The following is a 26,231-nucleotide window of genomic DNA, read 5'->3' on the forward strand; positions in this document are numbered from 1 at the left end:
GGGATGCCGACGGGCCGGGGATGCCGACGGGCCGGGGATGCCGACGGGCCGGGGATGCCGACGGGCCGGGGATGCCGACGGGCCGGGGATGCCGACGGGCCGGGGATGCCGACGGGCCGGGGATGCCGGCGGCGGGCCGGGGGCCGGCCGCCGGCGTCGGTCAGCCGCGTTCGATCAGGTGGCCGACGATCTGCGGGCCCATCAGGACCGCCTCGCCCGAGCCGTCGCGGCGGGTGTCCGGGTCCGGGAGGTCGACCGGGTCGCCCGTGGTGCTGGCGCCGACCGGGCGGGGGCCCACCCAGGCGACCGCGAGGCGGGATTCGCCCTTGAGGAAGCGCTGGACGCGGACGCCGCCCGTGGCTCGGCCCTTGGCCGGGTACGCCGCGAACGGGGTGACCTTCACCTGCGTGCCCGTGGAGGTGACGACCATGGGTTCGCCGTGCTGGGGGTCCTGGGTGCTGACCGCGTTGAACGAGAGGGCCTCGGAGCCCGCGGTCAGGTTGATGCCCGCCATGCCGCCGCCCTTGAGGCCCTGCGGGCGGACGAGTTTCGCCGGGAAGCGCAGGAGGGACGCGTCCGAGGTGACGAAGACGAGGGCTTCGGAGCCGTCGGTGAGCCAGCCGGCCTGGAGCACCTCGTCGCCGTCCTTGAGCGTGATGACCTCGAACTCGTCGGAGCGGACCGGCCATTCCGGCGCGCAGACCTTGACCACGCCGCGGCGGGTGCCCAGGGCCAGGCCCGGGGAGTCGCCGGCGGTGAGCGGGGCCAGGCCGACGACGCGTTCGCCCTTCTCGAGGGGGATCAGCTCGGAGGCGGACATGCCGCCGCGCAGCGACACCGTGCCGGACTGCTCGGGGAGCACCGGCAGCGGCAACACGTCCGTCTTGAACGCCCGGCCCTGGCTGGTGATCAGCAGAACCCGCCCGCGGGCGGTGGAGTGCACGACCGCGCGGACGGCGTCGTGCTTGACCCGGCCGCTGCGGCGGCGAACCTCCGTCGCCTCCTCGCTCTCGGCCGCCGTACGGGCGATCAGCCCGGTGGCCGAGAGGATCACCTGGCAAGGGTCGTCCGCGACCTCCAGCGGCCCGGCCGGCGCGGAGGCGGCCAGCACCTCCTTGAGGTCGCCGTCGATGAGCGTGGTGCGCCGGGGCGTGGCGAACTCCGCCGCGACCTCGGCCAACTCATCCGAGACGACCTGCTTGAGCACGTTCTCGTCGTCGAGGATGCGGGACAGTTCGGCGATCTCCTCGTTGAGCCGCTGCTGCTCGGTCTCCAGCTCGATCCGGTCGAAGCGGGTCAGCCGCCGCAGCGGGGTGTCCAGAATGTACGTCGCCTGGATGTCGGACAGGCCGAACTCGCTCATCAGGCCGGCCTTCGCAGCCGCGGCGTCGTCGCTGCCGCGGATGATCGCGACCACCCGGTCGATGTCGATGAGCGCGATGAGCAGGCCGTCGACGAGGTGCAGCCGGTCCTGCCGCTTCGTCCGCCGGTGCGTGGTGCGCCGGGTGACCACCTCGTAGCGGTGCGCCAGGAACACCTCGAGCAGTTCCTTGAGCCCGAGGGTGCGCGGCTGGCCGTCGACCAGCACGAGGTTGTTGATGCCGAAGGAGGACTCCAGCGGGGTCAGCCTGTACAGGTCGGCGAGCAGCGCCTGCGGGTTGACGCCGACCTTGCACTCGATGACGAGCCGGGTGCCGTGCTCGCGGTCGGTGAGGTCCTTGACGTCCGCGATGCCCTGCAGCCGGGCGGCCTGGCGCTGGCCCTTCCTCGGGCCGGAGACGATGAGCTTGCCCTTCACCTCGTCGGTGATCGCCTCGATGATCTTCTCGGTGCCGACGCCGTACGGCAGCTCGACCACGGTGATGGCCTGCCGGCCACGGCCGCCCTCCAGCGGCCCCGTCTGGGCGCGGGCCCGCATGCGGACCACGCCGCGGCCCGTCTCGTACGCCCGGCGCACCTCGTCGAGCCCGAGCAGCTGCCCGCCGGTGGGCAGGTCCGGGCCCGGCACGAAGCGCATGAGCTCGTCCAGGTCGGCCTCGGGGGTGGTGATCAGGTGCCGGGCGGCCGCCACGACCTCGCCGAGGTTGTGCGGGATCATGTTGGTGGCCATGCCGACCGCGATGCCCGACGTGCCGTTGACCAGCAGGTTGGGGAAGGCTGCGGGCAGCACCTTCGGCTCGCGCTCGGAGCCGTCGTAGTTGGGCTTGAAGTCGACGGTGCCCTCGCCGAGCTCGCCGACGAGCAGCATCGCCTCACGCGACATCCGGGCCTCGGTGTACCGCTCAGCGGCGGGCCCGTCGTCGGGGGAACCGAAGTTGCCGTGGCCGTCGATCAGCGGGACGTTCAGCGAGAAGTCCTGCGCCAGACGCACCATCGCGTCGTAGATCGCCAGGTTGCCGTGCGGGTGGTACTTACCCATGCAGTTGTGGACCACGCGGCCCTCGGCGACGAAGGCGTGCTCCTCGGAGCCGACCTGGATGTCGTAGGTCGTGTCCGGCTCCACCGGCTCGACCGAGACGACCTCGACGAAGGACGACCCGCACAGCGCCTCCAGGCGAGCACCGAGCGGCGAGCCGATGCGCTGCAGCTTCTCGATCCACCCGTCGCGCTGAGCACGCCACAACGGGAATGTCCGCTCGGCGAGCGGCTTCCCGTGGCGATCACGCCCGTAGCGCACCGCCGCGCCGCCGGCCGCCAGCCCGGCGCGGAAGGCCCGGCCGTCGGAATCACGGAACCATCCGCCGCCCTGATGGGCCGCCGACAACTCCTGGAAGAGACGCTGGGCCGGAAGGCGGTCGCTGCCCTGCTTGCCGCCGTACCGGTAGGTCAGCTCGAGGAGGTTCCGCAGCCCGTCCTGCTTGTAGCCGATGCGGACGGCGGGGAGGAGCAGCGCGGCGAGGGCTTGGGCGTCACGGCCCGAGACCGACAGTCCGTGAAGCGTCTTGTGGCCGTCACCGCTCTCGCGTGCCCAGCGGTGACTCACGATGCCGAGGTCGGCAAGCATCGCACTGATCTGGCGCAGCAGGATGATGCTCGTGCTGACGAAGACGACTTCCCGGTTGCGCTTGCGCACGTAACCGTCGCCGTCGAAGTAGCCGGCGAGGAAGGAGACCCACGACTTGCGGTCACGGAGCACGTCCGCGGGCACCTGCTTGGCGTCGCTGAGAGCGCCGCCCACCTCGAGCAGACCGGCGTGCCGACCGAACGTGAGGATGTGCTGGTCGCGATAGGTCGGCTGGGCGGCTCGGCGCTTGCCTCGGGACACGTTCACGCCGGCCTCGATCGCCCACGCGTGCGCCGTGTCGAGAGGCTCGACGTCGCACATGTGGAGCCGGACCCGGCCGTCGGCGGGCCGATGGCGGTCGACCGAGAACCCCTCGGCGATGACGAGGCCGCGGACATAGGCGTAGAGGTCCAGAACACCGGTCGTCTCCGCGGCGCGCCGGTCGCCGAAGCCGACGGTCAGGCGACCTTCCAGCTCGCGGGCGGGCACCCATTCCGTGCGGTAGTCGTCCGACACCACGCGGAACCGCTGCCCGGGCGTGACGACCATGGACGACCCGTTGGACCAGGTGACCTTCACGAGCTCCGAGCCGGGGTTCTCGTACACGGCGGTCACCGGCACGGCGGCACCACCCGGATCGAGCACGAGGTCGCCGACCTCGAACGACTCGATCGGGCGCAGGCCCTCCGGCGTGGAGACCAGCGTGCCCCGGACGAAACAGTCGCCGACGACGCGGGCGGACTTCACGTACGGACGGTCCGGCCGGTGACCCTGCTCCTGCATCGACCACAGGATGCGGCGGTGGACGGGTTTGAGGCCGTCGCGGGCGTCGGGGAGGGCGCGGGAGTGAATGACCGAGTACGCGTACTCCAGGTAGGAGTCCTCGACCTCGGTGGTGATGGGGTTGTCGATGACGCGGGCCCCGGCCTGGTCGAAGGCCGACAGGTCCACCCGGGGCTGCTCGTTCTTGCGGCGTGCCATGTCTTGTGACCCGTTCCTCAGGCGTCGATCGTTTCCTGGTCGATGCGGCCGGCGGCCTCGATGAGCCAGTTCTTGCGCGGCTCGACCCGCTCACCCATGAGCAGCTCGAGCGTGGCCTCGGCCCGCTCGGCGTCGTTCAGGGTGATGCGCCGGACAGCGCGGGTGGCCGGGTTCATCGTGGTGTCCCACAGCTCGTCGGCGTCCATCTCGCCGAGGCCCTTGAACCGGGGCACCGGCCGGTTGACGGTCTTGCCGGCCTTCTCGAGCCGGGTCACCGTGGTCTCCATCTCCTGCTGGGTGTACGTGTACACCGTCTCGGCGTTGCGGCCCTTGGTGCTGACCTTGTGCAACGGCGGCATGGCGGCGAAGAGCCGGCCGTTCTCGATCACCGGCCGCATGTACTTGGCGAACAGGGTGATCAGCAGCGTGCGGATGTGCGAGCCGTCGACGTCCGCGTCCGCCATGATCATGACCCGGCCGTAGCGCATGGTGCTCAGGTCGAACGTGCGCCCCGAGCCGGCGCCCAGCACCTGCACGATGGCCGAGCACTCGGCGTTGTCCAGCACCTGCTGCAGGCTGGCCTTCTGCACGTTGAGGATCTTGCCGCGGATCGGCAGCAGCGCCTGGTACTCGGAGCTGCGGGCCATCCGGGCGGTGCCCAGCGCGCTGTCACCCTCCACGATGTAGAGCTCGCTGCGGCTGATGCCGGTCGAGCGGCAGTCGACGAGCTTGGGCGGCATCGACGCGCCTTCGAGGGCGGTCTTGCGCCGGGCGGCGTCCTTCTGCTGCTTCTGGGTGAGGCGCACGCGCGCGGCGTCGACCACCTTCTGCAGCACCGTGCGGGCCTCGCTCTTGGTCCGCCGGTCGTCGATCCACTGCTTGAGGTGCTGCTCGACCAGGCCCTGCAGCACCCGGGTGATGCCGGCGGTGGAGAGCTCGTCCTTGGTCTGCGAGGTGAACTGGGGCTCGGGCACGCGCACGTGGATGACCGCGGTGAGGCCCTCGAGGTAGTCGTCGAGGACGGGCACGTCCTCCTTGGGCTTGAGCAGGCCCCGGGCGTTGCGGACGGCCTCGCCGAGAGCGCGGGTCAGGGCCCGCTCGAAGCCCTTACGGTGGGTGCCGCCGTGCATGTTGCGGATCGTGTTGGTGAAGCACTCGACGGTGCGCTCGTAGCCGGTGCCCCAGCGGAACGCGACCTCGATCTCGGCGCGGCGCTCGACGTTGGACTGCATGACGCCGTTGGCGTCGGCGGCGTTCTCCTTGTAGGTGCCCTCGCCGGTGACCATCAGGATGCCGGAGACCGGCTTGTCGCCGGACGGGGTGAGGAACTCCACCATGTCGGTGAGCCCGTGCGGGTAGTGGAAGCTCTCCTCGAGCGGCTCCTCGCCCGTGCGGTCGTGCAGCACGAACGCGACGCCGGGCACGAGGAAGGCCGTGTTGCGCAGCTTGGCGCGGACCGTGTCGGCGTCGAGCCGGGCGCCGGTCTCGAAGTAGCGGGCGTCGTACCAGTAGCGGATGGACGTGCCGGACCGCTCGCCGCGCTTCATCTTGCGCACGACGCGCAGGCCGGGCTCGGCCTGGAACGTCGCCGCCGGCCCGTCGCCGGAGAAGATGCCCGGGACGCCGCGCTGGAACGACATCTCGTGGACTTTGCCGTCGCGCTTGACCGTGACGTCGAAGCGCAGCGACAGCGCGTTGACCGCGGAGGCACCGACGCCGTGCAGGCCGCCGGAGGTCTTGTAGCCCGAGCCGCCGAACTTGCCGCCCGCGTGCAGCCGGGTGAGGACGAGCTCGACGCCGGAGAGGCCGGACTTGGCGTTGATGTCGGTGGGGATGCCGCGGCCGTCGTCGTCGACCTGCACCGAGCCGTCGGCGTGCAGGAACACCGTGACGGTGTCGGCGTGGCCGGCGACGCCCTCGTCGGTGGAGTTGTCGATGATCTCGTTGGCGAGGTGGTTGACGCCGCGGCTGTCGGTCGAGCCGATGTACATGCCGGGGCGCTTGCGCACCGCGTCGAGGCCCTCGAGGTGCGTGAGATCGTCGGCCCCGTAGAGGATCTCCTGTTGCGCAGTCACGAGGTATTACTCCCGGGCAGTGGCGGCCGTCAACGACGCGGCGAGCCTACCGGGCAGGTACGACGAGTTTCGTGAGGCCGACCCGGTACGCCCCGGCAAAGACCGGGAGGAACCGGACGAACATCACTCTTCGTGAGCCACGACACGGTTCCGGCCGCCCTGCTTGGCGGCGTACAGGCCCGCGTCTGCCCGGCCGAGCAGGGTGTCCGCGGTCGCGTCCGAGGGACGGAGCCGGGCCAGCCCGACACTGATCGTGACGGGGATCGGGCCCGTACGCGTCTCCACCGGGCTCCCGTCGACGGCGGCGCGCAGCTTCTCGGCGAGCGCCGGCCCGTCCTCGCACACGCCCGGCAGCAGGACGGCGAACTCCTCACCGCCGTACCGGGCGACGAGACCCTCGGGGGGCAGGCCGGCCAGCAGCCGGTCGACCACGCCACGGATCACGTCGTCGCCGATCTGGTGGCCGTACGTGTCGTTGATGCGCTTGAAGTGGTCGATGTCGATCATCAGCGCGGTGACCGGGTCCCCCGACCGCCGCGCCGCGCCGAGGGAGCGCTCGGCGAGCTCGAAGAACCGCCGCCGGTTCGCCACCCCGGTCAGGCTGTCGGTGGTGGCCAGCTCGTTGATGCGGCTGAACAGCCGGGCGTTGTCGTACGCGACCATCCCCTGCCCGACCAGCGCGGCCGCTACGCCGAGGTCCGCGGCGGCGTACGCGTTGGCCCGCTCGGACGCGAGCACGAGCACGCCCACCGGCCCGTCCCGGTCGTCCAGCGTGACGGTCAGCCAGCTGCCGCCGGTGTGCGAGCCCAGCGAGGACGCCCAGGCCGGCGTACCCGGCGTGAGGTCGGCCTGCCGGTTGTCGAGCAGCGCGCGCAGCTCGGGGTGGTCCGCCAGGGTCAGGGTGGCCGTGCCGCCGGTGCCGTCGAGCACGGTGACCTCGGCCGACGACGACGTGCCGAGCAGCAGCCAACCGCGCTCGCCGCCGGGCGTCTGCCGGGCGGTGAGCAGCAGCCGGCGCAGCACGAGCTCCGGGTCGAGGGTGCCGCTGAGCCGGGCCATCGCGCGGCGCAGCGTCTCGGCGAGGTCGCGCTGCCGGTTGGCGGCGGCGACCGCGACCTCGAGCTGCGCGGCGCGGGCGGTCTCCAGACCGACGGCGATGTGGTGGGTGATGGCGGTCAGCACGTCGGCGTCGTCGACCGTGAACACGCCCTTGGCGACGCGGCTGTCCAGGTACACCACGCCGAGCAGGCGGTCGTCCAGTTCGAGCGGGGCGACGAGGATGCTGCGCAGGCCGTACTGGACGACGCTGTCGGCACCCAGGGCCGCGCCCTCCTCGGTGCCGGTGACGACGAGCGGCTCGCGGCTGTGCCGGACCCGGTCCACCACCGTGGTGCTGTAGCCGGTGAGCTCGGCGAGGTCGTGGCCGGTGGCGTCGCGCCCGACCTGCGGGGCGAGCACCCCGCTGTCGGCGTCCACGAGGAACAGCAGGGCGCGTTCGGCGCCGAGCAGGCGTACGGTCTCGTCCAGCGCGACCCGGGTGAGCCGGTCGGGGTCGATGACCCGCGACGCGGCGTTGCTGAGCTGCTCGAGCGCGGCCCAGCGCTGGCCGGCCCGGCCCCGGGCGGCGACGACCGGCACCCGGTTGCGCCGTCCGGCGTCGAGCCGGAACTCGGCGGCGACCCGGCGGGCGCGGTGCGGCCAGCCCCGCTCCTCGGCGATGGTCGCGGCCATCCGCGCCTGGCGGTCGGCCTCGCCGGTCACGCCGAGCAGGGCCAGCGCGCGGGCGCGGATCAGGGCGGCCTCGAAGGAGGTCAGCGGCGCGTCGACCGCGCGCAGCAGCTTCTCGGCCCGGGTGAGGATGTCGAGCGCGACGCCGGCGTGCCCGGGCTTGAGCACCGCCAGGGCGGCCTTGGCGATGCGGTGGTGCGCCGCGACGACCGGGCGCTTGGTGACCCGGCCGAGGGTCGCGACGGCCGCCTCGGCGGCGGCCAGCGCCCGCTCCTGGTCGGCCGGCGCGGCGCGACGGGCCTGTTCGAGGCGGCCGTACGCGTGGTGGACGAAGTACGCGTGCTGGGCCGGGAGGACGTCGGACGGGCGCAGGCCCAGCCCTTCGAACTCCGCGACGGCGTCGTCGAAGGCCGCGCCCAGGTCGTCGCGCTCGATCGCGGCGAGCATCCGGGCACCGATCATGTCGACGATCTCGTGGATCTCCCGGGTGTCACCGGCCCGGCCGAGCGCCGCGAGGGCCTCCCCGGCCCGGCCGCGCATCGCGAGCAGGCCGGCGTCGATCGCCACGACGGCGCTGCGGTCGGCGTGCCCGCCGGCGTCGAGCCAGCGCTGCCGCCCGGCGCAGGCCGCCTCGGCCTCGGCGATCTCGCCGCGCAGCAGCCAGTCCCAGCCGAGGACGGCGTAGCAGTCGAGGATCAGCCCGGCGTCCAGGAAGCGGTCGCGTTCCATCAGCACCCGCCGGACCCGCTCGCCGGAGTCCGCGCCGCTGCCGTGCACGGCGATGGCGGTCATCCAGTCGATGCGGGCGATCAGCGTCGGGTCGCCCAGCTCGGCGGCGGTCCGCAGGGAGGACGTGGTGATCCGGTCGGAGAGGCGATGCAGTCCCACCATGCGCAGGGCCATCGTGAGCGCCACGAAGTCACGGGCGCGCTCCGGGGACCGGCCGAGCCGGTTGATCGGGTACACCATGCGCAACGCGTACGGCAGGGAGTACGTCGGGCGCAGCGTACGGATGGCTCCGGAAGCGCCGTAGTGAAGAAGCGTGGTCTCCAGCCGCAGCAGATCGCGGTGCTCACCCTTCGCGGTGCCGTAGCCCAGCCGCGTGACGCGCGTGAGACATCCGACGAGGAACAGCCACACGGAGGTGAGCACCCGCAGGACGGGGTTGACCGGCAGGCTGCGGCCGAGCTCGGCCAGCCCACGGTCGACCGCCTCCAGCTGAGCGGCCCCACCCCAGTTGCTCTCGTGCACCCGGGCGAGCAGGAGGTGCAGACGCGCGCGTTCGGTGCGGTCCACCGCTTCCGCCAGCGCCTCGGTGACCATCGCCATCGCCTCGTCGAACCGGCCGTTCTGGTGGTACGCGGTGCCGAGCAGCTCCTTGAGGGCGCTGCCCACGGCCAGTCCGCCGGTGTGCGCGGCGTCTCGGGCGTACTCGAGGTAGGTCAGGGCGGTGTCCGGCGCGTGCTCGGCGAGTGCCCGGGCGCCGGCCGCGGTACAGGCGCGCAGCATCCGGGCCGGGTCGTGGCCGGGGTCGCCCAGCGCGCAGTGCCGGGCGAGGGCGTACACGTCCGGGTCGGGGCGGCGGTCCAGGGCGTCGGCGATGCGGTTGTGCAGCTCGCGCACCTCGTCCTCGCCGAGGTCGGCCAGGAGCGCGACGCGGATGCTGTCGTGCAGGAAGCGGTGGACGCCGTCACGCTGGGCGAGCAGACCCTGCCGGTTCGCGTCGGAGAGCACATCGTGCACGCGGCGGCGGTCGACGCCCGCGGCCTCGGCGACGATCCCGGGGCTGAACGCGGTGCCGACCACGGCGGCGATGCTCAGCAGGTGCCGGCTGCCGGCGTCGAGGGCGCTCATCCGGCGCAGGACGAGCTGGGCGGAGTCGGCGGGCAGCGCCAGGTCACGGACCCCGTCGCCGTCGACCTCCCAGGTACCCCAGTCGGGCCGCAGCAGGCCGGCCTCCAGGACCATCCGCGCGTAGGCGAGGGTCACGAAGGGGTTGCCGCCGGTCAGCATCGTGATGTGCGCCGCGGAGCGCTCCGGCAGCCGCAGGCCACCGGAGATCGACTCGATGAGCAGCCCGACCTGGTCCTGGCTGAGCGGCGCGAGGCTGATGTCGAGCACCTGGCCGGAGCCGAGGCGTGGTGGATGCTCCTGCGCATCGCCGTCGGCGGGCCGGGTCGTCGCCACGACGAGCATCCGTACGCCGGACACGCCGGCGGCGAGCTGCTGCAGCACCCGGACGGTGCCCTCGTCGAACCACTGCGCGTCGTCGAGGTGCACCAGCACCGGGCCGGCCGTGCGGGCCAGGCCGGTGAGCAGGTCGGCGACCGCGGCGGCGTGCCGGCCGAGGCCGATCTCGCCCGGCACCTCGGGCACGCCCAGGACCTCGGCCAGCGCCGGCGACAGGCTGGTCACCAGGCCGGCGCTCTGGCCCGCGGCGGCACGGAGGACGTTCGCGGCGGCGGCGCGGCCACCGGGGCGGCCGAGCAGGTCCTTCACGTACGCGTCGACGGCAGCGCGCAGCGGCGCCATCGGACGCCGGTCGCTGGACGACGCACCGCCGCGCAGCACCACGGCGCCCTGCGCGGCGACCAGCGCACCGAGCTCCACCGCGAGCCGGGTCTTCCCGGCCCCGGACGGCCCGTGCAGCAGCACCACGCCGCCACGGCCGCTCGCCGCGTCGGTCCAGCGCTCGCGGAGGAGGCCGAGCTCGGCGTCGCGCCCGGTCAGCCGCGGCTCCAGCGGCGCGACCGGCCCGTCCTCGTCGCCGAGCGGGAACACCGCGGCCGGGTCGGTGGCGAGCCGGCGCAGGTCCGCCAGCAGCCCCGCGGCGCTCTGGTAGCGGTCGTCGGGGTCCTTGGCCAGCAGCCGCACGATGATGGCGGCGAGGGTCGCCCCGAGCCCGGGCGCCAGGGCCCGCGGATCGGGTACGGGCGCGGTCGCGTGCAGGTGCAGCAGCTCGGCGACGTCGTCCGCGGCGAAGGGCGGGGCACCGGTGACGCACTCGAAGAGCACGGCACCGAGGGCGTACAGGTCGGACCGGTTGTCGACGGGCCGGTTGAGCATGCCGGTCTGCTCCGGCGCGCAGTAGGTCAGCGTGCCGGCCACGGCGTCGTCCGGGCCCAGTCCCTCGGGGGACGCGGGGGCGGCGAGCCCGAAGTCCACGAGCCGGGCCGCGCCCTCGGCGGTGATCATGACGTTCTCGGGCTTGATGTCGCGGTGCACGAGGTCGTGCTCGTGGACCGCGCGCAGCGCGCCTGCGGCGTCGGCGCCGATCGAGATCGCGTGCCGTTCCGGTACCGGTCCGCGCAGCAGCCGCCGGGCCAGCGGCTCGCCCTCGATCAAATCCATGATCAGGTACGGGCGCCCGCCGGCGTCACCGGACTTGTGCACCCGCGGCAGGTTCGGGTTGTCGACGGCGGCCAGCAGCGCCGCCTGCCGGTGGAAGTCGCGGTCCCGGCCCGAGCTCGCGGAGGTCTCCTCGAGCAGCATCTTCAGCGCGTAGTCGCGCCCGTCGCGCCGGACCCGGTAGACGACAGCCTGCGCGCCGCGGCCGAGCTCGCCCAGCACTTCGAGCCCGGCGGCGACGCCGAGCTCGGATTGCACCGCTGCCGGCTCTGCCGGTACGGAAGGCGAGGCACCCACGCAGCCTCTATCGGCGCACCACCGCCCCGCTGAAGGATTGTCCCGGCCGTCCGCTCGTCAGGCGCAGGTCTGGAGGGCGCGCTGCGCGGGGACGGCCTGCGGCTGCAGCGCCCGCCACAGCTCGACCGGTGCCGCCTTGCCGGCAACGGACACCGGGGGCATCTCCTGGTACGCGATGGCCGCGTCCGAGGCGCTCTGCGTGGCGGCGCACACCACCACCGTGTCGTGCGGCGCGTACGCCTGCAGCCGTGCCGCCGTGGCGACGACGCTGCCGCTGACCATGCCGTACCCGCCGTCGCGGGCCGCGTCGAGGTCGACGATCGCGTCGCCTGTGGCGAGTCCCACCCGGGTGCGTACCGGGAAGCGGCCGGCCAGAAGACGCCCCCGCAGCGCCTCCTGGATCAGCAGCCCCGCCCGGACCGCGGCCGCGGCCGCCCGGCACGTCTCGTCCGGCTGGCCGGCCCGCGGGCCGCTCGCGCCGAAGACCGCCATGACGGCGTCGCCGATGAACTTCTCCACGACCCCACCGGCCGCCCGGACGACCGAGGACACGGCGTCGAAGTAGTCGACCTGCAGGTCACGCACATCGATGCAGTCAAGATCGTCGATCAGGCTGGTGAAGCCGACGATGTCGACGAACAACACTGTCACGGTCTGTCGCCGGCACCGCAGGCCGGCGGTGGTTCTGTTCACGTCCCCCGCTCCCTTCGTTCGCGTTGGCGAAGGAAACGGTGCCAGCCCGGCACAAGACAGCGGATCCGCAGAATGACGTATCTGTGACAACGGCCGCCGCGTCGGTTGTTCTGTGACGCAGAACAGTCCGAACCGACGAGAACGGCTCACCTCGATTCCCATTAGGCTGCCACGCATGGCCAGCCAGGGGGACGACGCGCCACTTGTCGGACGTTCCGACATCTTGCCGTCGATCCAGGCCGATCTGTTCGCCGCCGGCCCCGGTGGCACCTCCGCCGTGTTCGTCACCGGCGAGAGCGGCGTCGGCAAGAGCCGGCTGCTGCGGGAGACCGCGGAGGCCATGCGGGCGGCCGGGGCCGCCGTACTCTTCGGGGCCTGCCTCGACATCGGCGACGCCTCCCCCCTGCACCCGGTCCTGCAGGCGCTGCGGCAGGCCGGCGCGCACGCCGCGGCCGGCGAGGCCCCGGACGGTGCCGGCGCCCTGCTCGAACGCGTCTCGCAGGAGCTGCGCACCCTCGCCCGCGGACGCCGGCTGCTGCTGGTCCTCGACGACCTGCAGTGGGCCGACCGCAGCACCCGCCAGCTGCTGCTCTACCTGCTGGCCGGCCTCGGCGAGCTCAACCTGTCGGTGCTGGCGGCGGTGCGCTCGGAGTCGCTGCACGGCTCCCATCCGCTGCGACGGGTCCTGGCGGAGCTGCGCCGGCTGCGGTCCGTACACGTGCTCGACCTGGCCCCGCTCGACCAGGACGCCACCGCGGAGCTGGTCACCGCGATCGCCGGGAAGGACGTCGCGCCGGAGGACGCCGACCGGGTCTACAAGCGCAGCGGGGGCAACCCCTTCGTCGCCGAGGAGCTGGCGCGCGACCTGCGCGACGGCCGGGTGGAGCTGTCCGACACGCTGCGCGAGATCTTCCTGTCCCGCGTCGACGAGCTGCCCCCGCACGCCCACGACGTGGTGCACGCCGTCGCCGCCGGGGTGGAACCGGTCGAGCACGAGCTGCTCGCGCGGGTGCTGCCGCTGCCCGAGAACGAGCTCATCGAGGCCGTCCGCGACGCCGTCGCGCACCGGTTCGTGACCAGCGCGGCGGACGGCTACCGGCTGCGCCACCAGGTCGTGGCCGAGGTCCTGGCGCACGAGGTGCTGCCGGCCGAGCACACCGCCCGGCACCGCCGCTACGCCGAGGCCCTCGAGGCCTTCGCCGGCGAGCCCGACCACGCCCGGCTCGCACACCACTGGCAGCAGGCCGGGGAGCCCGCACGCGCGCTGCCGTCGGTGGTCGCCGCAGCCCGCGCGGCCGAGCGGCTGTACGGCTTCGCGGAGGCGTACCGGCACTGGGCGCTCGCGCTGGAGCTCACCCCGGACGCCGATCCGGGGCGCACGGACCTGCTCGCGCACGCCGCCGAGTCCGCGCACCGCTGCGGCGAGCACCAGCGTGCCCTGTCCACCCTCGAAGAGCTCGCCCGGCGCGACGACGCCCCCGGGGTGTGCGCGTTGCACCTGCGCCGGGCCCGCTACCTGGCCGCCGCTGGCCGCGCCGCGACTGCCGAGATCGAGTACGAGCGCGCCCTCGCGGCCTCGGCGTGCACTCCCTCGGAGAAGGCCAGCGCCGCCGCCCACCTCGCCGAGCTGCTCGTGCACCTCGGCCGGTACGCCGACGCCGGGGTGCGCGCCCGCGACGCCCTCGACCTGGCCGACCGCGCCGACGGCTCGACCGCGGACCTCGTACGGGCCAGCGCGGCGCTCGGGTTCAGCCTCGCCTTCCGGGAGGATCCGGACGCCGGGCTCGCCGTCATCCGGCAGGCCGTGGAGATCGCCGAGCGCTCCGGGCACCCGGACGACATCGGGTGTGCGTACCTGCACCTCGCCGAGCTGCTGACCAACCCGCTCAACAACATCGAGGAGGGCGTGCTCGTCGCCCGCCGCGGCGCGGAGAAGCTCGCGGCGATCGGGCAGGGGCGCACATATCAGACGCGGTTGCTGGCGATCGCGGCGAACGGGTTGTTCCGGGTGGGTCAGTGGGCGGAGGCCGAGCAGGTGCTGGCCGCCGCCATGCGGCACCGCCCGTCGGGGGCCGACGCGGTCGAGATCCTGCTGGCGCGGTGCCGGTTGTGGGTGGGTTTCGGCGACATCGCGGCGGCCGACCGGGACCTGGACGCGGTCGCCACGATCCTCGCCGGCGGCGGGGCGCGCCACGTCATGCCGATGCTCACGCTGCGCGCGGGCCTGGCGATGTGGCAGGGCCGGCACGCCGAGGCCCGGTCGGCGGTGCAGCGCGGGCTCACCGAGACCCGCTCCGACGACCTCGTGCTGCTGGGCGTGCTGGCGTGGCACGGGCTGCGCGCCGAGGCGGAGGCGCAGGTCGGCGGCACGGTCCCGGTGGACGCCGGTGCGGTACGCCGCCTGCAGGTGGTGGTGGACCGGGTCGCCCGCAACGCCGGGAGCGCGCCGGCGCCCGTACGCGCGGTCGTCGACGGTTATCTGGACCTGTGCGCCGCCGAGCTGAGCCGGATCGAGGAGCGCAACGATCCCGAGCTGTGGGCCAAGGCGGCCGCCGCCTGGGACCGGCGGCACCAGCCGTACCCGGCGGCGTACTCCCGGCTGCGGCAGGCCGAGGCGTCGTTCGCGCGCCGCACCCGCCGGGCCGCGGCGACCACCGCGATCCGGGAGGCGTACGCGACCGCGCAGGCCATGGGCGCCAAACCGTTCGCCGCGGAGATCACCCAGGTCGCGGGCCGGGCCCGGGTCGCGCTGACCGGCGACGAGGAGATCGTGACGGCGGTGCCGGCGCGGCCGGGCGACGAGCTCAGCATGCTGACCGATCGGGAACGCGAGGTGCTGGCCGCGGTCGCCGAAGGGCTGACGAACCGCGAGATCGGCCAGAAGCTGTTCATCAGCGAGCGGACCGTGGGCGTGCACATCGGCCACATCTTCGACAAGCTCCAGGTCCGTACGCGGGTCCAGGCGAGCCGGGTCTACCTCCGCGCGGCGTGACCGTTTCGTTATCTACGTACGGGAGATACGTCGTTCTACCGATCCCCGCGTAGGCCGCCGGTGCCAGGCTGGGTCTCGTTCGGGGGAGCACCGCCCGGCGGCCCGGTCGCCGGGCGGTGCTGGAGGGCCTCCGCGGAGGACGTCAGTGGAGGATCCATGATCACCGAGTCGGTCTGGGGACCAGTGCAGCGGGAGATGGCCGACGTGCTGGCCACGTACCCCGATGACGTGCCCGCCGTGGTCGATCAGCTGACCAAGCTGCAGGACGTCCTCGACCGGGTGCCGCCGCTGCTGGGCAGCAACCCGGTCGCCGACTTCAACAAGCAGTACCTGACGATCACGACGTGCGTCCTGGAACGGCTGTACGCGGGCAGCTTCGCCGACCCGGCTTTCCTCGCCCGGCTCGACGTCGAGTTCGCCGCCCGGTACTTCGACGCGCTGCGCCAGTGGTCCGACATGAGCTCCGGCTGTCCGAAGGCGTGGACCGTACTGTTCCACCGGATCCCCTGCCCGGACGCGCGGCCGCTGCCCTCGGCGGCCGCCGGCCTCAACGCGCACATCAGCTACGACCTGCCGTTCGCGCTGGTCACCACGTTCGACCACCAGGGCTGCGACCCGGTGGACGACAGCGACCAGCACCATGACTACCTGCACCTCAACGACATCTTCGCCGCCCAGATCCCGGGCCTGCGCCGCGGCTACCTCGAACGGTGGCAGCTGCTCGTCGACATGATGAACGGCGACCTCGACGACTGGTGGCAGGGCGGCGTCGTGGAGTACACCCGCAACGTCGCTTGGCGCAACGCGCAGCGGCTGTGGACCGTACGCCACGACCTGCAGGCCCTTGGCCGCGAACGCGGCCGGCTGGACCACACCGCGGAGGCCGTCGGCAAGCTGCTGCTGTCGCCGATGGGCGCCATCCTGCAGTGATTCTTTGATGAGGGGGCGGGGCAGGGCCCGCGCTCGGACGGCAACGAGCGCGGGCCCTATCCCATCGACCGCTACCCGATGACGATCAGGCGCGCGACGGCCGCGTCGCCGTCCTTGCGGCCGGCCACCCCGATCGTCGCGCCGGTCCTCACGGCGTCCACCGCGACCTTCTTCTTGTCCTGCTTCTTGTCCTGCACGACCCGCAGCTTGTCGCCGAGCGTCCAGGTCTGCGCGAAGCCGTCCGAGGACTTGACGCTGACGGTCTTGCCGTCGGCGGCCGTGACGGTGCCGCGCTGCACGACGATCGTCCGTACGCCGTCCTTGCCCTGCACCGCCACCTCGCCGTGCAGGGTGTTCTTGCGCAGCAGCCGCCGCGCGCCGGGCCGGTGCTCGCCCGGCTTGCCCGGTGCGGCGCTGGGCTCGCCCTGCAGCGCGACGGTCCGCAGGGCGGCGGTCTCGTCGGCCACGTCGGCGCCGGGGGCCGCACCGGGGGTGCCGCAGCCGGTGAGGGTCAGCAGGCCGGCGAGGCCCGCCGTGGTGAGGGTCAACGCGATGCGGTGTCGAATCATGGTGATCACCCTGCCCCCGCGATGCGCGGGATGCGTCAGCGTCAGGTTCGGGTTGTGTAAGGCAGCGTCACGACGAACTGCGCGCCGCCCTCCGGGGCGTGACCGGCCTCGATCGTGCCGCCCAGCCGGGCCACGAGCCGGGCGGCCAGGGCCAGCCCGAGACCGCTGCCGGTCTTGCGCACGTGCCGGTACCGCTGCTGCAGCGCACCCCGCTGGAACGCCACCGCCAGGTCCTCGTCGGTGAGCCCGGGACCGCCGTCGCGGACCTCCACCACGCCGCCGCGCTCGCCCGCCCGTACGGCCAGCACCAGCGGCGCCCCCGCCGGCACCACCCGCAACGCGTTCTCGCACAACCCGTCGAGCACCTGCCGGATCCGCCCCGGGTCGGTGTCGACCACGATCGGCCGGTCCGGCACCTCCACCGAGAACCGCGGACCGTCCGGTGTGCACCGTGAGACCCACGCCTCACCCGCCGAGCGCACCAGCTCGGCCAGGTCCACCGCGACGACGTCGACCGGCAGGTCCGCCGCCTCCAGCCGGGACAGCACCAGCAGGTCCGAGATGAGCCGGTCCAGCCGGTCCGCCTCGGCGACCATCGTGGCGCCCGCCTTGACCGCGCCGTCATCGGTCACGACGCCGTCCGCCAGCGCCTCGGCGTAGCCGCGGATCGTGGCGAGCGGCGTCCGCAGCTCGTGGGAGACCGACAGCAGGAACTCCCGCTCCCGGCCCTCGCTGATCTGCAGGGCCGCGCCGAGCCGGTTGAGGGCCACGGCCAGCTCGGCGGCCTCCGCGGGCGGGCGTACGGCGAGCCGCACCGACCGGTCCCCCGCCGACAGCCGCCCCGCCGCCACCGCAGCCTGCCGCAGGGGCCGCGCGATGAAGTGCGCGAGCAGCGCGCCCGCGCCGACGCCACCGAGCAGCCCGGCCAGCAGCGCCACCCAGACACCGCCGAGCACGCGGGCAGCGGTGCCGGACACCACGCCCCGGGTCAGCACCACACCGCTGTCGACACCGCGCAGCGGCCGCCCGGCGATGAGCACGGCCTCCCCGTCGACGATCCCCCGGGTGTCGACGACCGTGCCGGACGCCACCTGCGTGACCACCCGCTCCGGCAGCCCGGGCCGGTCGACGACGCCCCGCCGGACGAGGTAGAGGTCGATGCCGTCGTCCCGCAGCCGCTGCACGATCCGCTCCCGGACGACGGCGCGCTCGCTGGTCAGCAGCTCGACCGCCACGGCGGCCTTCTCGGCCAGGTCGGCGCGGGCCGCGCTGTTGGCCGACCGCACCGCGATCGGCAACGCGACCATCGCGGTGATGATGACGGAGACGACCGCGGTGGCGGCGGTGACCAGGACCGTCCGGCCGGCCAGCGTCGCGAAGAACCTACGCATCGGCGGTGTAGCCGACGCCGCGCACGGTGCGGATCACCCCGGCGGCGGCGCCCAGCTTGGCGCGGACCTGGGCGACATGGACATCGACCGTACGCGTGCCCGCGTGCGACGCGTACCCCCACACGCTCGCCAGCAGCTCCTCGCGGGTGAACACGCGCCCGGGCCGGCCGAGCAGGTGCCCGAGCAGGTCGAACTCGGTGGGGGTCAACGCCAGCGGCGAGCCCTCCACGGTGACGAGCCGCCGCGCCGGGTCGAGGGTCACCGGCCCCACCGAGCGCACCCGGCCCCCGTCCGGCGGACCGGCGGCGCGGCGCAGCAGGGCCCGCACCCGGGCGACGAGCTCCCGTGGGCTGAACGGCTTGGTGAGGTAATCGTCGCCACCCAGCTCCAGGCCGAGAATCCGGTCCACCTCGTCGTCGCGCGCGGTCAGGAACACCACCGGGGTCCAGTCGCCGTCCTCGCGCATCCGCCGGCAGATCTCGGTGCCCTCCATGCCCGGCAGCGCGATGTCCAGCACGCAGGCGACCGGCCGCATCCGCCGTACGGCCGCCAGGCCCGCGGCGCCGTCATGCTCGACGTGGACGCCGAACCCGTCCCGGGCCAGGTACAGCCGGACGAGGTCGGCGATGGGCCGCTCGTCCTCCACGACCAGGATCAGGCCCTTGGCGGGTGCGTCGCTCACCCGCCCATTCTGCCCGGGCCCGGGTGCCCCGGATGTTCGGATCAGGTACGGATCCGCCAGGGCCGCCGCGGCCGCACCGGGCCGGGCCGCACCCGGCCGGGGTGATCGCGCCGTGCCCGCGGGCGGGTGTTGGATAGGGGCGTGACCCGACCCGTACTGCTGCTGGACGTCGACGGGGTGCTCAACCCCTTCGGCGCCTCCACCTGCCCCGACGGCTACCTGGAGCACGAGTTCTACCCGGGCGAGGGCCCGGAGCGCTACTGTCCCGGCCACGGCGCCTGGATCGCCGAGCTGGCCGGGGCCGGCGACGTGCACTGGGCCAGCGCGTGGGGCGAGGACGCCAACTCGCTGCTGGTGCCGATGCTGGGCATCGACCCGCTGCCGGTGGTGCGATTCCCGCCGCTGCCGTTCAAGCCCGAGGACAAGGTCCCGGCGATCGCCGCCGCGGCCGGGGACCGGCCGGCCGCCTGGATCGACGACAACCACACCGACGCCGGCCGCCGCTGGGCCGCCGGGCGCGCCGCGCCGACGCTGCTGGTCAGCATCGACTCGGCGATCGGCTGGACCCGCGACGACGTCGACCGGGTCCTCGCCTGGGCCCGCGAGCTGTAGACCGTTCCCGGCCTCGTTGCCGGTCGGGATGACCACGAGCCCGGCCGGCCCGTAGCGACGCCGCGGGCGGGGGGGGGGGGGGGGGGGGGGGCCCCCCCCCCCGCCCCCCCCCCGGGGGCCGGCGGGGGGGGGGGGGGGGGGGGCCCCCCCCCCGCCCCCCCCCCCCCCGCCACGGGGACTCAGGCGTTCTGCCAGAGGCCGATCAGGTTGCCCTCGGTGTCGCGGACGTACGCCGAGAACCCCATCTCACCCACCGCCTGCCGCCCGATCTCCACCTTGCCGCCCAGCTTCTCGACGCGGGCGAGCGACTCGTCCAGGTCGTCGACCCCGATCGTGATGACCGGCGCGGTGATCGGGCCCTGGCGGGCGAGCATGCCGCCGTTGATGCCGCCCGCCTCGCCCGGCCGCCCGGACTCGTCGGTCTGCGTCGTGGTGACGAGGGTGTAACCCATGCCCGGCATGGACTGCATCCCCCAGCCGAAGGCCTCACGGTAGAAGCCGTGCGCCCGCTCGGCGTCGTCGAACGGAACCTCGAAGTGGACCACGCTGTCCATCGTTTCCCCCTCGTTGCCGGGATCCTCACCTCTGACGCTAGACCTGGGGGCCGGCAAAAACGATGGTCTCAGCTGCGGTACACGCCCAGCTCCCACAGCGAATATCCGTACGTGGTGGCTCGGCTGGTGCCGTTGACGCGGACGTAGCGGCCGGAGCCGTTCACGGTGAGGTCGTCGAAGCCGCCGTTGCCCGAGCCGGTCGAGTAGACCGTGCTCCACGTGCTGCCGTCGTTGGAGACCTGGACCGTGTACGCCTTCGCGTACGCGTCCTCCCAGGCGAGCAGCACGCGGTTGAACGACTGCACCGAACCGAGGTCGACCTGCAGCCACGCCGTGTCGACCCATTCGCTGGCCCAGCGGGTGCCGTAGTCGCCGTCCACCGCGTACGCCGGCAGCTGCGGCCCGTTCGTGCCGGTCGGCTGGTACGTCGACGCGGTGGCCGGCTTGCCCTTCGACAGGTTGGTGCCGGGGACCGTCGGCGGCACCACGCGGAACGAGCGCTGGTCGATGCCCACGTTGCCCTGGCCGTCGTACGCGTACACGTAGACCTTCCAGACGCCGAGCTTCTCCGGGGCGCGGGCGGTGAACGTGCCGTTGCCGTTGTCGGTGAAGGTGACGTGCCGCAGGCCGGTGTTGCCGGTGATGTGCTTGTCCGAGTACATGAGGTTGTAGCGGATCAGGTCGCCGTTGCGGTCGGTGGCCGATGCGCTGACGGTGAACGTGCCACCCGCGGGGACGGACGTCTGGTTGCTCACCGACATCGCCGTGATCTCCGGCGGCGTGTTCGCCGAGGCCTGGCCGGTGTACGCCTGCTTCAGCGCGTGATAGCCGAGCCGCCGCCAGCCGCCGGTGAAGGTGTTGAGCCAGACGCCGCCGAAGTCGTTCTCGAGTCCGTAGTGGAACTCCGTCGCCCCCAGCGCCACGCCGGGATGCGACTTGATGGCGTTCCAGCTGGCCGTGTACCCGGCGCGCTTCTGCAGGTCGGTCGGTTCGGTGGGTACGCCGTTGACGTCGGCGGGCACCTCCCACTCGCCGGCCGGTCCGCCCTCGGTGACGATGTACGGCTTCGTGTAGCCGCCGTTGATCCAGTCCTGCTTGACGTTGCCGATGGCGCCGTACGAGTTGACGGCCAGCAGGTCGAGGTCGGGCGCGTACTGCTTGTAGTACGGCCAGGCGCCCGTGTACGCGTCCGTCGAGGTGACCGGGTGGTTGGGGTCGGCAGCGTGGATGGCCTGCGCGACCTCGTTGACGAATTTCGCGTACCCGACGCGCCGCGCCTCGACCTCGGCGGCGGACAGCCCGTGGTCCTGCATGGTGAGGATGACCTCGTTGCCGACGTCCCACATCAGCACGCCCTGCCGGTTCTTGAGCGCGTTGACGCGGGCGACGATCTCGGCCTTCACGGAGTTCTTGTACGCCGTGTCGTTGACGTAGTCGGCGCCCTGGTTGAGCCAGTGCCCGACGATCACCTTGATGCCCTGCTGCGCCGCCCGGTCGAGCAGCGCCGGCGTGTTCGCGTCGTCCACGCCCCAGATGCGGATCGTGTTGACGCCCATGGACTTCAGGTCGCGCATGTAGCCGTCCGCGGCCGCCTGCGGCGGACCGTAGGTCAACCCCTTGATCTCGTACGGCGAGCCGTTGACGCTCAGCTGCCAGTTCCCCTGCGTACCCGTGACCCGGACGGTCGACGGCCCCGCGGGGGTGGCCGGGTCGGTCATCGCGGCCGGCGTGCTGCCGGTGGCGCGGGCGACCGTGACCGAGTCGACGGAGAGCACGCCGCCCGAGGTGGTCTCCGGGGTGGGCGTGGTGAAGCCGGCGATCGCGTTCGGCAGGCTGCCGCCGATGGCGAGGTCGAAGCGCAGGAAGAAGCCGTGGTGCACTGCCGCGGCCCACGCGGTCACGCCGACCTGGGACTCGCGGACCACCCAGGTCTGCCGGCCGTCGAGGTAGAAGCGGATCTCCTCGTCGGTCTTCGTCCGGTCGATGATCTGCGTGTACTCGTGGTAGCCGGTCTGGCAGCCGGTGCACGAGGCGAAGCCGCCGGCGCGTCCGTCGTACTCGTTGCACGGGCCGCCGGGCGCGGTGCCGCAGTGCAGGGTCTGTGACAGCTGGTTGCGGCCGTTGACGTCGGTCATGATGTCGGTCTCGCCGACACCGGGCCAGTTGGTGTAGTTCCCGCGGTACGCGGCTCCGGTCGCACGGAAGCCGGGCCAGTAGCCGAGTCCGTTGGCGACGTCGGGCTGCTTGAGGACGGCGGTGAACTTGAGCTGCTCGCCGGCGCGCGGCTCGAAGTCGGTGCGCTGCGTCTCGATGCGCCCGGAGGTCCAGGTACCGGAGCCGTCGCGGATCGCCTTGATGGCGAGCCGGCCGTTGCCGTCGAGGGAGACGTTGGCGGTGGAGCTGCTCGCCGTCTCGACCTCACCGGTTCCCCAGTTGGCCGCGCCGCCCGGGTACTGGGTGCCGGTGCGCAGCAGCCAGTTGGCCCCGCTGGGCGAGGTGTTGGCCGGACCGGTGAAGTCGTCGGTCCAGACGGTGTTCCAGTCGCCGGGGATCGTTGTCGGCGGCGTGGTGGGCGGTGTGGTCGTACCGCTGCTGCCGTAGACCTTGAACTCCCACAGCGAGTAGCCGTAGCCCGTGCCGCGGCCGGTGCCGTACATCCGCACGTAGCGGCCGCTGCCGTTCACGGTGAGCGTCTCGGTGCCGCCGGCACCGGTGGCGGTGCTGTAGATGTCGGTCCAGGCGGTGCCGTCCGGCGAGGTCTGGATCTTGTACGCCTTGCCGTACGCGGTCTCCCACTGCAGCACGACCTGGGTGACCGTCGCGGTGGCGCCGAGGTCGACGCTGATCCACTGCGGGTCGGCGAACTGGCTGGACCAGCGCGTCCCGGCGTTGCCGTCGACGGCGTTGCCGGGGGTGACGTCGTTGCCCTCCTGCGAGGACGCGGTGACGGGCTTGCCCTGGGAGAGCAGGGTGTCCGCGGCGTGCGCGGTGAGCTGCACGGTGCCGACGTACGCGGCCACCACGGCCAGCGCCGCGAGGGGTGCCAGCCGGCGCAGGCGGCGGCGACGGGGTGGCGGGCCGCCGGCGGACGGCGGGGCCGGAGGAGAAGCCGGGTGCACGGGGAACTCCTGACGCTCGGGGACTTCAGGGTGCGGAGTCGGGGAACTCCGGGGGATCGGTGGAGAGCGCTCTCCACGTGGCCGCAGTGTTACGCTCGCTTTTCCTTCATGTCAATAGAAGGGGTCGACCAGCGCGGACGAAGTGGGGCCAATCAGACACAGCTGCCGAGGTCTCGGAGAGCGCTTTCCAGGCCGGGGTGTGCATGAGGATGGTCCGGGGCGGGGACTGACCACGCATGCGAGTCGTGACGTGGAACGTCTGGTGGCGCTTCGGCGGACGCTGGCCCGAGCGGGAGCCGCGGATCGCCGCCGCGCTGGCCCGGCATTCGCCCGACCTCGTCGCCCTGCAGGAGACGTGGGGCACCGCCGGCGGCTCCCAGCCCCGGGCGCTGGCCGACCGGCTGGGCCTGCGCGGGTCCGTGTTCGTGCCGACGTCGCTGCCGCCCGTACCCCCGGAACCGGAGACGCCCGACCAGGCGGGCGTCACGATGGGGATCGGGCTGATGAGCCGGTGGCCGCTGCGGTCGGTGGAGGTGTACGACCTGCCGCACGACCTGCGCACCGGCCCGGCGCCGACCGCGGTGCTGGCCACAGTGGACCACCCCGCCGGGCCGCTGCACACGTTCGTCACCTGCCTCGAATGGCAGCCCCAGTACGCGCCGGACCAGCTGGCGCAGGCGCGGGTGCTGGCCCGGCTGGCCGCCGACCCCCGGCTCGACGGCCCGCTGCCGGTGCTCGTGATGGGCGACCTCAACGCGTACCCCGGGCAACCGGAGATCGCGCCGCTGAGCGAGACGCTCGTCGACCTCTGGGCGGCGGCCGGCGGATCGCCGGACGCGGTGACGCTGGACCCGGCGCACCCGCAGGCGCCGGTCGAGGCGACCCACCTGATCGGCCGCCGGATCGACCACATCCTCGCCCGGCCCGGCGATCCGGCGCGTCCGCTGCGGCCCACCCGGGCATTTCTCATCGGCGACCGGCCGGACGAAGGGCTGTACGCCTCCGACCATTGGGCGCCCGCGGTGGACCTCACCGAATCCGATTCGTGAATTGACACCGGGGCGGGCGGCGTCAAGACTCCCATTCGTGAATCGATATCCCCGTCGCTCCCTCACGGCGGTGTGCATTCTCATCACCGTGCTCGGACCGGCCGCTTGCGCCGCCGCCGAGGACCCGGTCGCCGGCCCGTCGCCCTCGCCCACGGCCGGCGGCGCGGGCTTCTTCGGCGGCACCGACCTCGCCTGGGTCGAGATCACCATCGCGATGGACGAGGAGCTGCTGCCCCTGCTCGCGCTGGTGCCGGCCAACGGCTCCGACCCGGCCCTCAAGGCGCTGTCCACCGAGGTCACGGGCGTGCACGAGCGTGAGCTGACGGCGCTGCGCGGGCTGCACGACCAGGCGAAGCTGCCCGCCGAGAACCCGCACAAGGGCATGCCGATGCCCGGCATGGTGACCCCCGAGCAGGTCACGGCGGCGGCCGCCGCCCGCGGGAAGGCGTTCGACGACCTCGTCCGCGACCACCTCGAGGCGCATCTGCGGCAGGGGCTCAAGCTCGCCGAGAGCGAACGGAAGTCCGGCGTCGAACCGCAGACCCGCGCCCTCGCCGCCGAGGTGCTGCGCACCCGGCGGACATATCTGACCCGGCTCGGAAAAGGCTCGTGAATTTCGGTTATCGCGGTACGGGGAAATCGTCCGGGGCCCACGACCCGGACGATTTCCCCGTACGGGATCAGGGAAGTTCGTAGTTCTCGTTCAGGGCCGCACCGCGGTCCGGCTTGTACTGGTCGAAGCCGCGCGGGTCGCACTGCAGCCCGCCGTTGATGCAGTGGGTGACGAGCGCGTTGAGCGTCGGGGCGTCCCACGCGTTGTAGAAGTCGTAGTGGAACGAGTAGCCGCGCCCGCTCGCCAGCCGCACGTTGGCCATGTTCCCGCTGACCGGGAACGCCATCTTGAACTCGATCATCGGTACGGCCACCGGGTGGCTCGCCGGGCAGACCCCGACCACCGGGTACGCCATGTGACTCTTGTGGTCGGGCGTGTCGAGGTGGATGCCGTCCCAGCAGCTCGGCGCCTGGTAGCGGATGTTGAGCTGGCTGCCCGCCACACAGTTCGCCGGGAAGTCCCAGTTCCGTACGCTGTCGCCGCACTCCCAGCCCTCGACGGCGCCCGGCGCGTTCTTGAACTCGTCGAGCGAGGCGGACGGGCTGCCGACGACGTACCGCAGCCCCGGCGGGGACGGGCGCACGCTGCGGTAGTCGATGACGCCGCTCTTGTAGTAGATGACCTGCCGGCCGACCGGCTGCACGGCGGTGTCACCGTTGAGCAGCGTCGGCATCCAGTAACCGGTCTTGTCGCCCGGCGTGATGCACGACGTCTGACCGGCCTGCAGGCCGGCGAGCGTGGTGGCCGCGTTCGTGGTGCTGTTGCCCATGAACGTGTGCGAGTGCGAGGCGCCCGGCATGTTCGGGAACACGATCGGGTCGTCGGGCAGGTTCGACCGGCTCACCGAGCAGTTCGCCTGGAACTCGTGGTGCGTGGTCGGCGGGTTCGTCGCGGGCGGGACGGCGGTGGACGGGACCACCCCGGTGACGGGCGGGTTCGCGTACACGTAGCCGCCGCCGTTCGGGGGTGTGGTCGTCGACGCCGTGCCGTAGACCTGGAACTCGTACAGCGAGTAGCCGTAGCCGGTGCCGCGCTGGGTGCCGTACATGCGCACGTACCGGCCGCTGCCGTTGACCGTCAGCGACTGCGTGCCGCCCGTACCGTTCGTCGTGCTGTAGATGCTCGTCCAGGTGGTGCCGTCCGGGCTGGTCTGGATCTGGAAGGCCTTGGCGTACGCGGCCTCCCACTGCAGGACGACACGCGAGACGGTGGCCGTGCCGCCGAGGTCGACGCGCAGCCACTGCGGGTCGGCCCACTGGCTGCCCCAGCGCGTCTCGGCGCGCCCGTCGACCGCGGCGGCGGCCGGGGACTCGCCGTTCTCCAGCGATGAGGCGAGCGCGGGGCGGCCCTGCGAGAGCAGGGTGTCGGCCGCGTGCGCCTGCTGGACGCCGACCGCGAGCAGGGAGCCCGCCACTACGGTCGCGCCGAGCGGGGCGAGCAGCCGCCTGAGCTTTGTTCTCATGGGATCTCCATAAGGTTGTTGATCGTCTGGGGTGATGCCCTGGATGCCCGGGGACGGTGGGGTGTGGCTGATGGTTTCTTGTCGTTGGGTGGTTTCCGAGGAGTGGCCGCCCTGCCGTTGCCGATGGCCTGG

At 73.0% G+C, this 26,231-nt stretch carries 15 protein-coding genes and 2 pseudogenes; 5 read left to right on the plus strand and 12 right to left on the minus strand.

Features of this window, described 5'->3' with window-relative positions; all coding sequences use genetic code 11:
* Positions 1-160: 160 nt before the first annotated feature.
* The 6 genes and pseudogenes from IT780_RS23225 to IT780_RS23240 form a co-directional block, all read right to left on the minus strand.
* Positions 161-2,677 (minus strand): DNA gyrase/topoisomerase IV subunit A, encoded by a 2,517-nt coding sequence (locus IT780_RS23225; RefSeq protein WP_307831332.1) that lies wholly within the window; start codon positions 2,675-2,677, stop codon positions 161-163.
* A gap of 228 nt (positions 2,678-2,905) precedes the next feature.
* Positions 2,906-3,553, minus strand: a pseudogene (locus IT780_RS43220) (LAGLIDADG family homing endonuclease); the annotation flags it as partial.
* Positions 3,554-3,724: 171 nt separating this feature from the next.
* A pseudogene (locus tag IT780_RS43225) lies at positions 3,725-3,985 on the minus strand (DNA gyrase subunit A); the annotation flags it as partial.
* Between the two features lie 17 nt (positions 3,986-4,002).
* Positions 4,003-6,060, minus strand: coding sequence for a DNA gyrase/topoisomerase IV subunit B (locus tag IT780_RS23230; RefSeq protein ID WP_199513726.1), 2,058 nt, complete (start codon positions 6,058-6,060; stop codon positions 4,003-4,005).
* A gap of 123 nt (positions 6,061-6,183) precedes the next feature.
* Positions 6,184-11,394 (minus strand): diguanylate cyclase, encoded by a 5,211-nt coding sequence (locus tag IT780_RS23235; RefSeq protein WP_199513727.1) that lies wholly within the window; start codon positions 11,392-11,394, stop codon positions 6,184-6,186.
* 96 nt (positions 11,395-11,490) lie between these two features.
* Positions 11,491-12,126, minus strand: coding sequence for an adenylate/guanylate cyclase domain-containing protein (locus tag IT780_RS23240; protein WP_307831327.1), 636 nt, complete (start codon positions 12,124-12,126; stop codon positions 11,491-11,493).
* 175 nt (positions 12,127-12,301) lie between these two features.
* Between IT780_RS23240 and IT780_RS23245 the strand changes: the two genes are divergently transcribed.
* Together IT780_RS23245 and IT780_RS23250 are read left to right on the plus strand one after the other, a co-directional pair.
* Positions 12,302-15,118, plus strand: coding sequence for a helix-turn-helix transcriptional regulator (locus tag IT780_RS23245; RefSeq protein WP_199513728.1), 2,817 nt, complete (start codon positions 12,302-12,304; stop codon positions 15,116-15,118).
* 159 nt (positions 15,119-15,277) lie between these two features.
* Complete coding sequence (locus tag IT780_RS23250; RefSeq protein ID WP_199513769.1) at positions 15,278-16,048, plus strand: DUF5995 family protein; 771 nt, start codon at positions 15,278-15,280, stop codon at positions 16,046-16,048.
* A 71-nt stretch (positions 16,049-16,119) separates the two neighbouring features.
* Here IT780_RS23250 and IT780_RS23255 read toward each other — a convergent pair whose 3' ends face one another.
* Genes IT780_RS23255 through IT780_RS23265 form a run of 3 tightly spaced genes read right to left on the minus strand, consistent with a single transcriptional unit; the run spans position 16,120 to position 18,690 of the window.
* Positions 16,120-16,617, minus strand: a complete 498-nt coding sequence (locus tag IT780_RS23255) for a hypothetical protein (RefSeq protein ID WP_199513729.1) — start codon at positions 16,615-16,617, stop codon at positions 16,120-16,122.
* Positions 16,618-16,658: 41 nt separating this feature from the next.
* On the minus strand, positions 16,659-18,008 hold the full coding sequence (locus IT780_RS23260; protein WP_199513730.1) for a sensor histidine kinase: 1,350 nt from the start codon (positions 18,006-18,008) through the stop codon (positions 16,659-16,661).
* Positions 18,001-18,690 carry a response regulator transcription factor gene (locus tag IT780_RS23265; RefSeq protein ID WP_199513731.1) on the minus strand — a complete coding sequence of 230 codons (690 nt, stop codon included), beginning with the start codon at positions 18,688-18,690 and terminating at the stop codon, positions 18,001-18,003. Before IT780_RS23265 ends, IT780_RS23260 begins: the two co-directional genes overlap by 8 nt.
* A gap of 141 nt (positions 18,691-18,831) precedes the next feature.
* Between IT780_RS23265 and IT780_RS23270 the strand changes: the two genes are divergently transcribed.
* Positions 18,832-19,302 (plus strand): hypothetical protein, encoded by a 471-nt coding sequence (locus tag IT780_RS23270; protein ID WP_307831328.1) that lies wholly within the window; start codon positions 18,832-18,834, stop codon positions 19,300-19,302.
* Between the two features lie 179 nt (positions 19,303-19,481).
* On the opposite strand, the gene IT780_RS23275 is transcribed toward IT780_RS23270, so the two are convergent.
* Complete coding sequence (locus IT780_RS23275; RefSeq protein WP_199513732.1) at positions 19,482-19,856, minus strand: VOC family protein; 375 nt, start codon at positions 19,854-19,856, stop codon at positions 19,482-19,484.
* Between the two features lie 68 nt (positions 19,857-19,924).
* The gene (locus IT780_RS23280; protein WP_372443774.1) at positions 19,925-22,975 is read right to left on the minus strand and encodes a discoidin domain-containing protein; all 3,051 of its coding nucleotides are present in this window, start codon (positions 22,973-22,975) and stop codon (positions 19,925-19,927) included.
* Positions 22,976-23,211: 236 nt separating this feature from the next.
* Here IT780_RS23280 and IT780_RS23285 point away from each other — a divergent pair, with 236 nt between their 5' ends.
* Together IT780_RS23285 and IT780_RS23290 are read left to right on the plus strand one after the other, a co-directional pair.
* Complete coding sequence (locus IT780_RS23285; protein ID WP_199513733.1) at positions 23,212-24,024, plus strand: endonuclease/exonuclease/phosphatase family protein; 813 nt, start codon at positions 23,212-23,214, stop codon at positions 24,022-24,024.
* 37 nt (positions 24,025-24,061) lie between these two features.
* Positions 24,062-24,637 (plus strand): DUF305 domain-containing protein, encoded by a 576-nt coding sequence (locus IT780_RS23290; protein WP_199513734.1) that lies wholly within the window; start codon positions 24,062-24,064, stop codon positions 24,635-24,637.
* A gap of 67 nt (positions 24,638-24,704) precedes the next feature.
* On the opposite strand, the gene IT780_RS23295 is transcribed toward IT780_RS23290, so the two are convergent.
* Positions 24,705-26,099, minus strand: coding sequence for a DUF1996 domain-containing protein (locus IT780_RS23295; RefSeq protein ID WP_199513735.1), 1,395 nt, complete (start codon positions 26,097-26,099; stop codon positions 24,705-24,707).
* Positions 26,100-26,231: the final 132 nt, after the last annotated feature.

Origin of the sequence: Nucisporomicrobium flavum, from assembly GCF_016464385.1 — a bacterium.
Lineage (GTDB): Bacteria > Actinomycetota > Actinomycetes > Mycobacteriales > Micromonosporaceae > Actinoplanes > Actinoplanes flavus_A.

Bases quoted from the DNA above. Each gene is read 5' to 3' on its own strand.
- IT780_RS23275 (WP_199513732.1), bottom strand. From the start codon at position 19,856: ATGGACAGCGTGGTCCACTTCGAGGTTCCGTTCGACGACGCCGAGCGG.
- IT780_RS23295 (WP_199513735.1), bottom strand. From the start codon at position 26,099: ATGAGAACAAAGCTCAGGCGGCTGCTCGCCCCGCTCGGCGCGACCGTA.
- IT780_RS23285 (WP_199513733.1), top strand. From the start codon at position 23,212: ATGCGAGTCGTGACGTGGAACGTCTGGTGGCGCTTCGGCGGACGCTGG.
- IT780_RS23245 (WP_199513728.1), top strand. From the start codon at position 12,302: ATGGCCAGCCAGGGGGACGACGCGCCACTTGTCGGACGTTCCGACATC.
- IT780_RS23260 (WP_199513730.1), bottom strand. From the start codon at position 18,008: ATGCGTAGGTTCTTCGCGACGCTGGCCGGCCGGACGGTCCTGGTCACC.
- IT780_RS23255 (WP_199513729.1), bottom strand. From the start codon at position 16,617: ATGATTCGACACCGCATCGCGTTGACCCTCACCACGGCGGGCCTCGCC.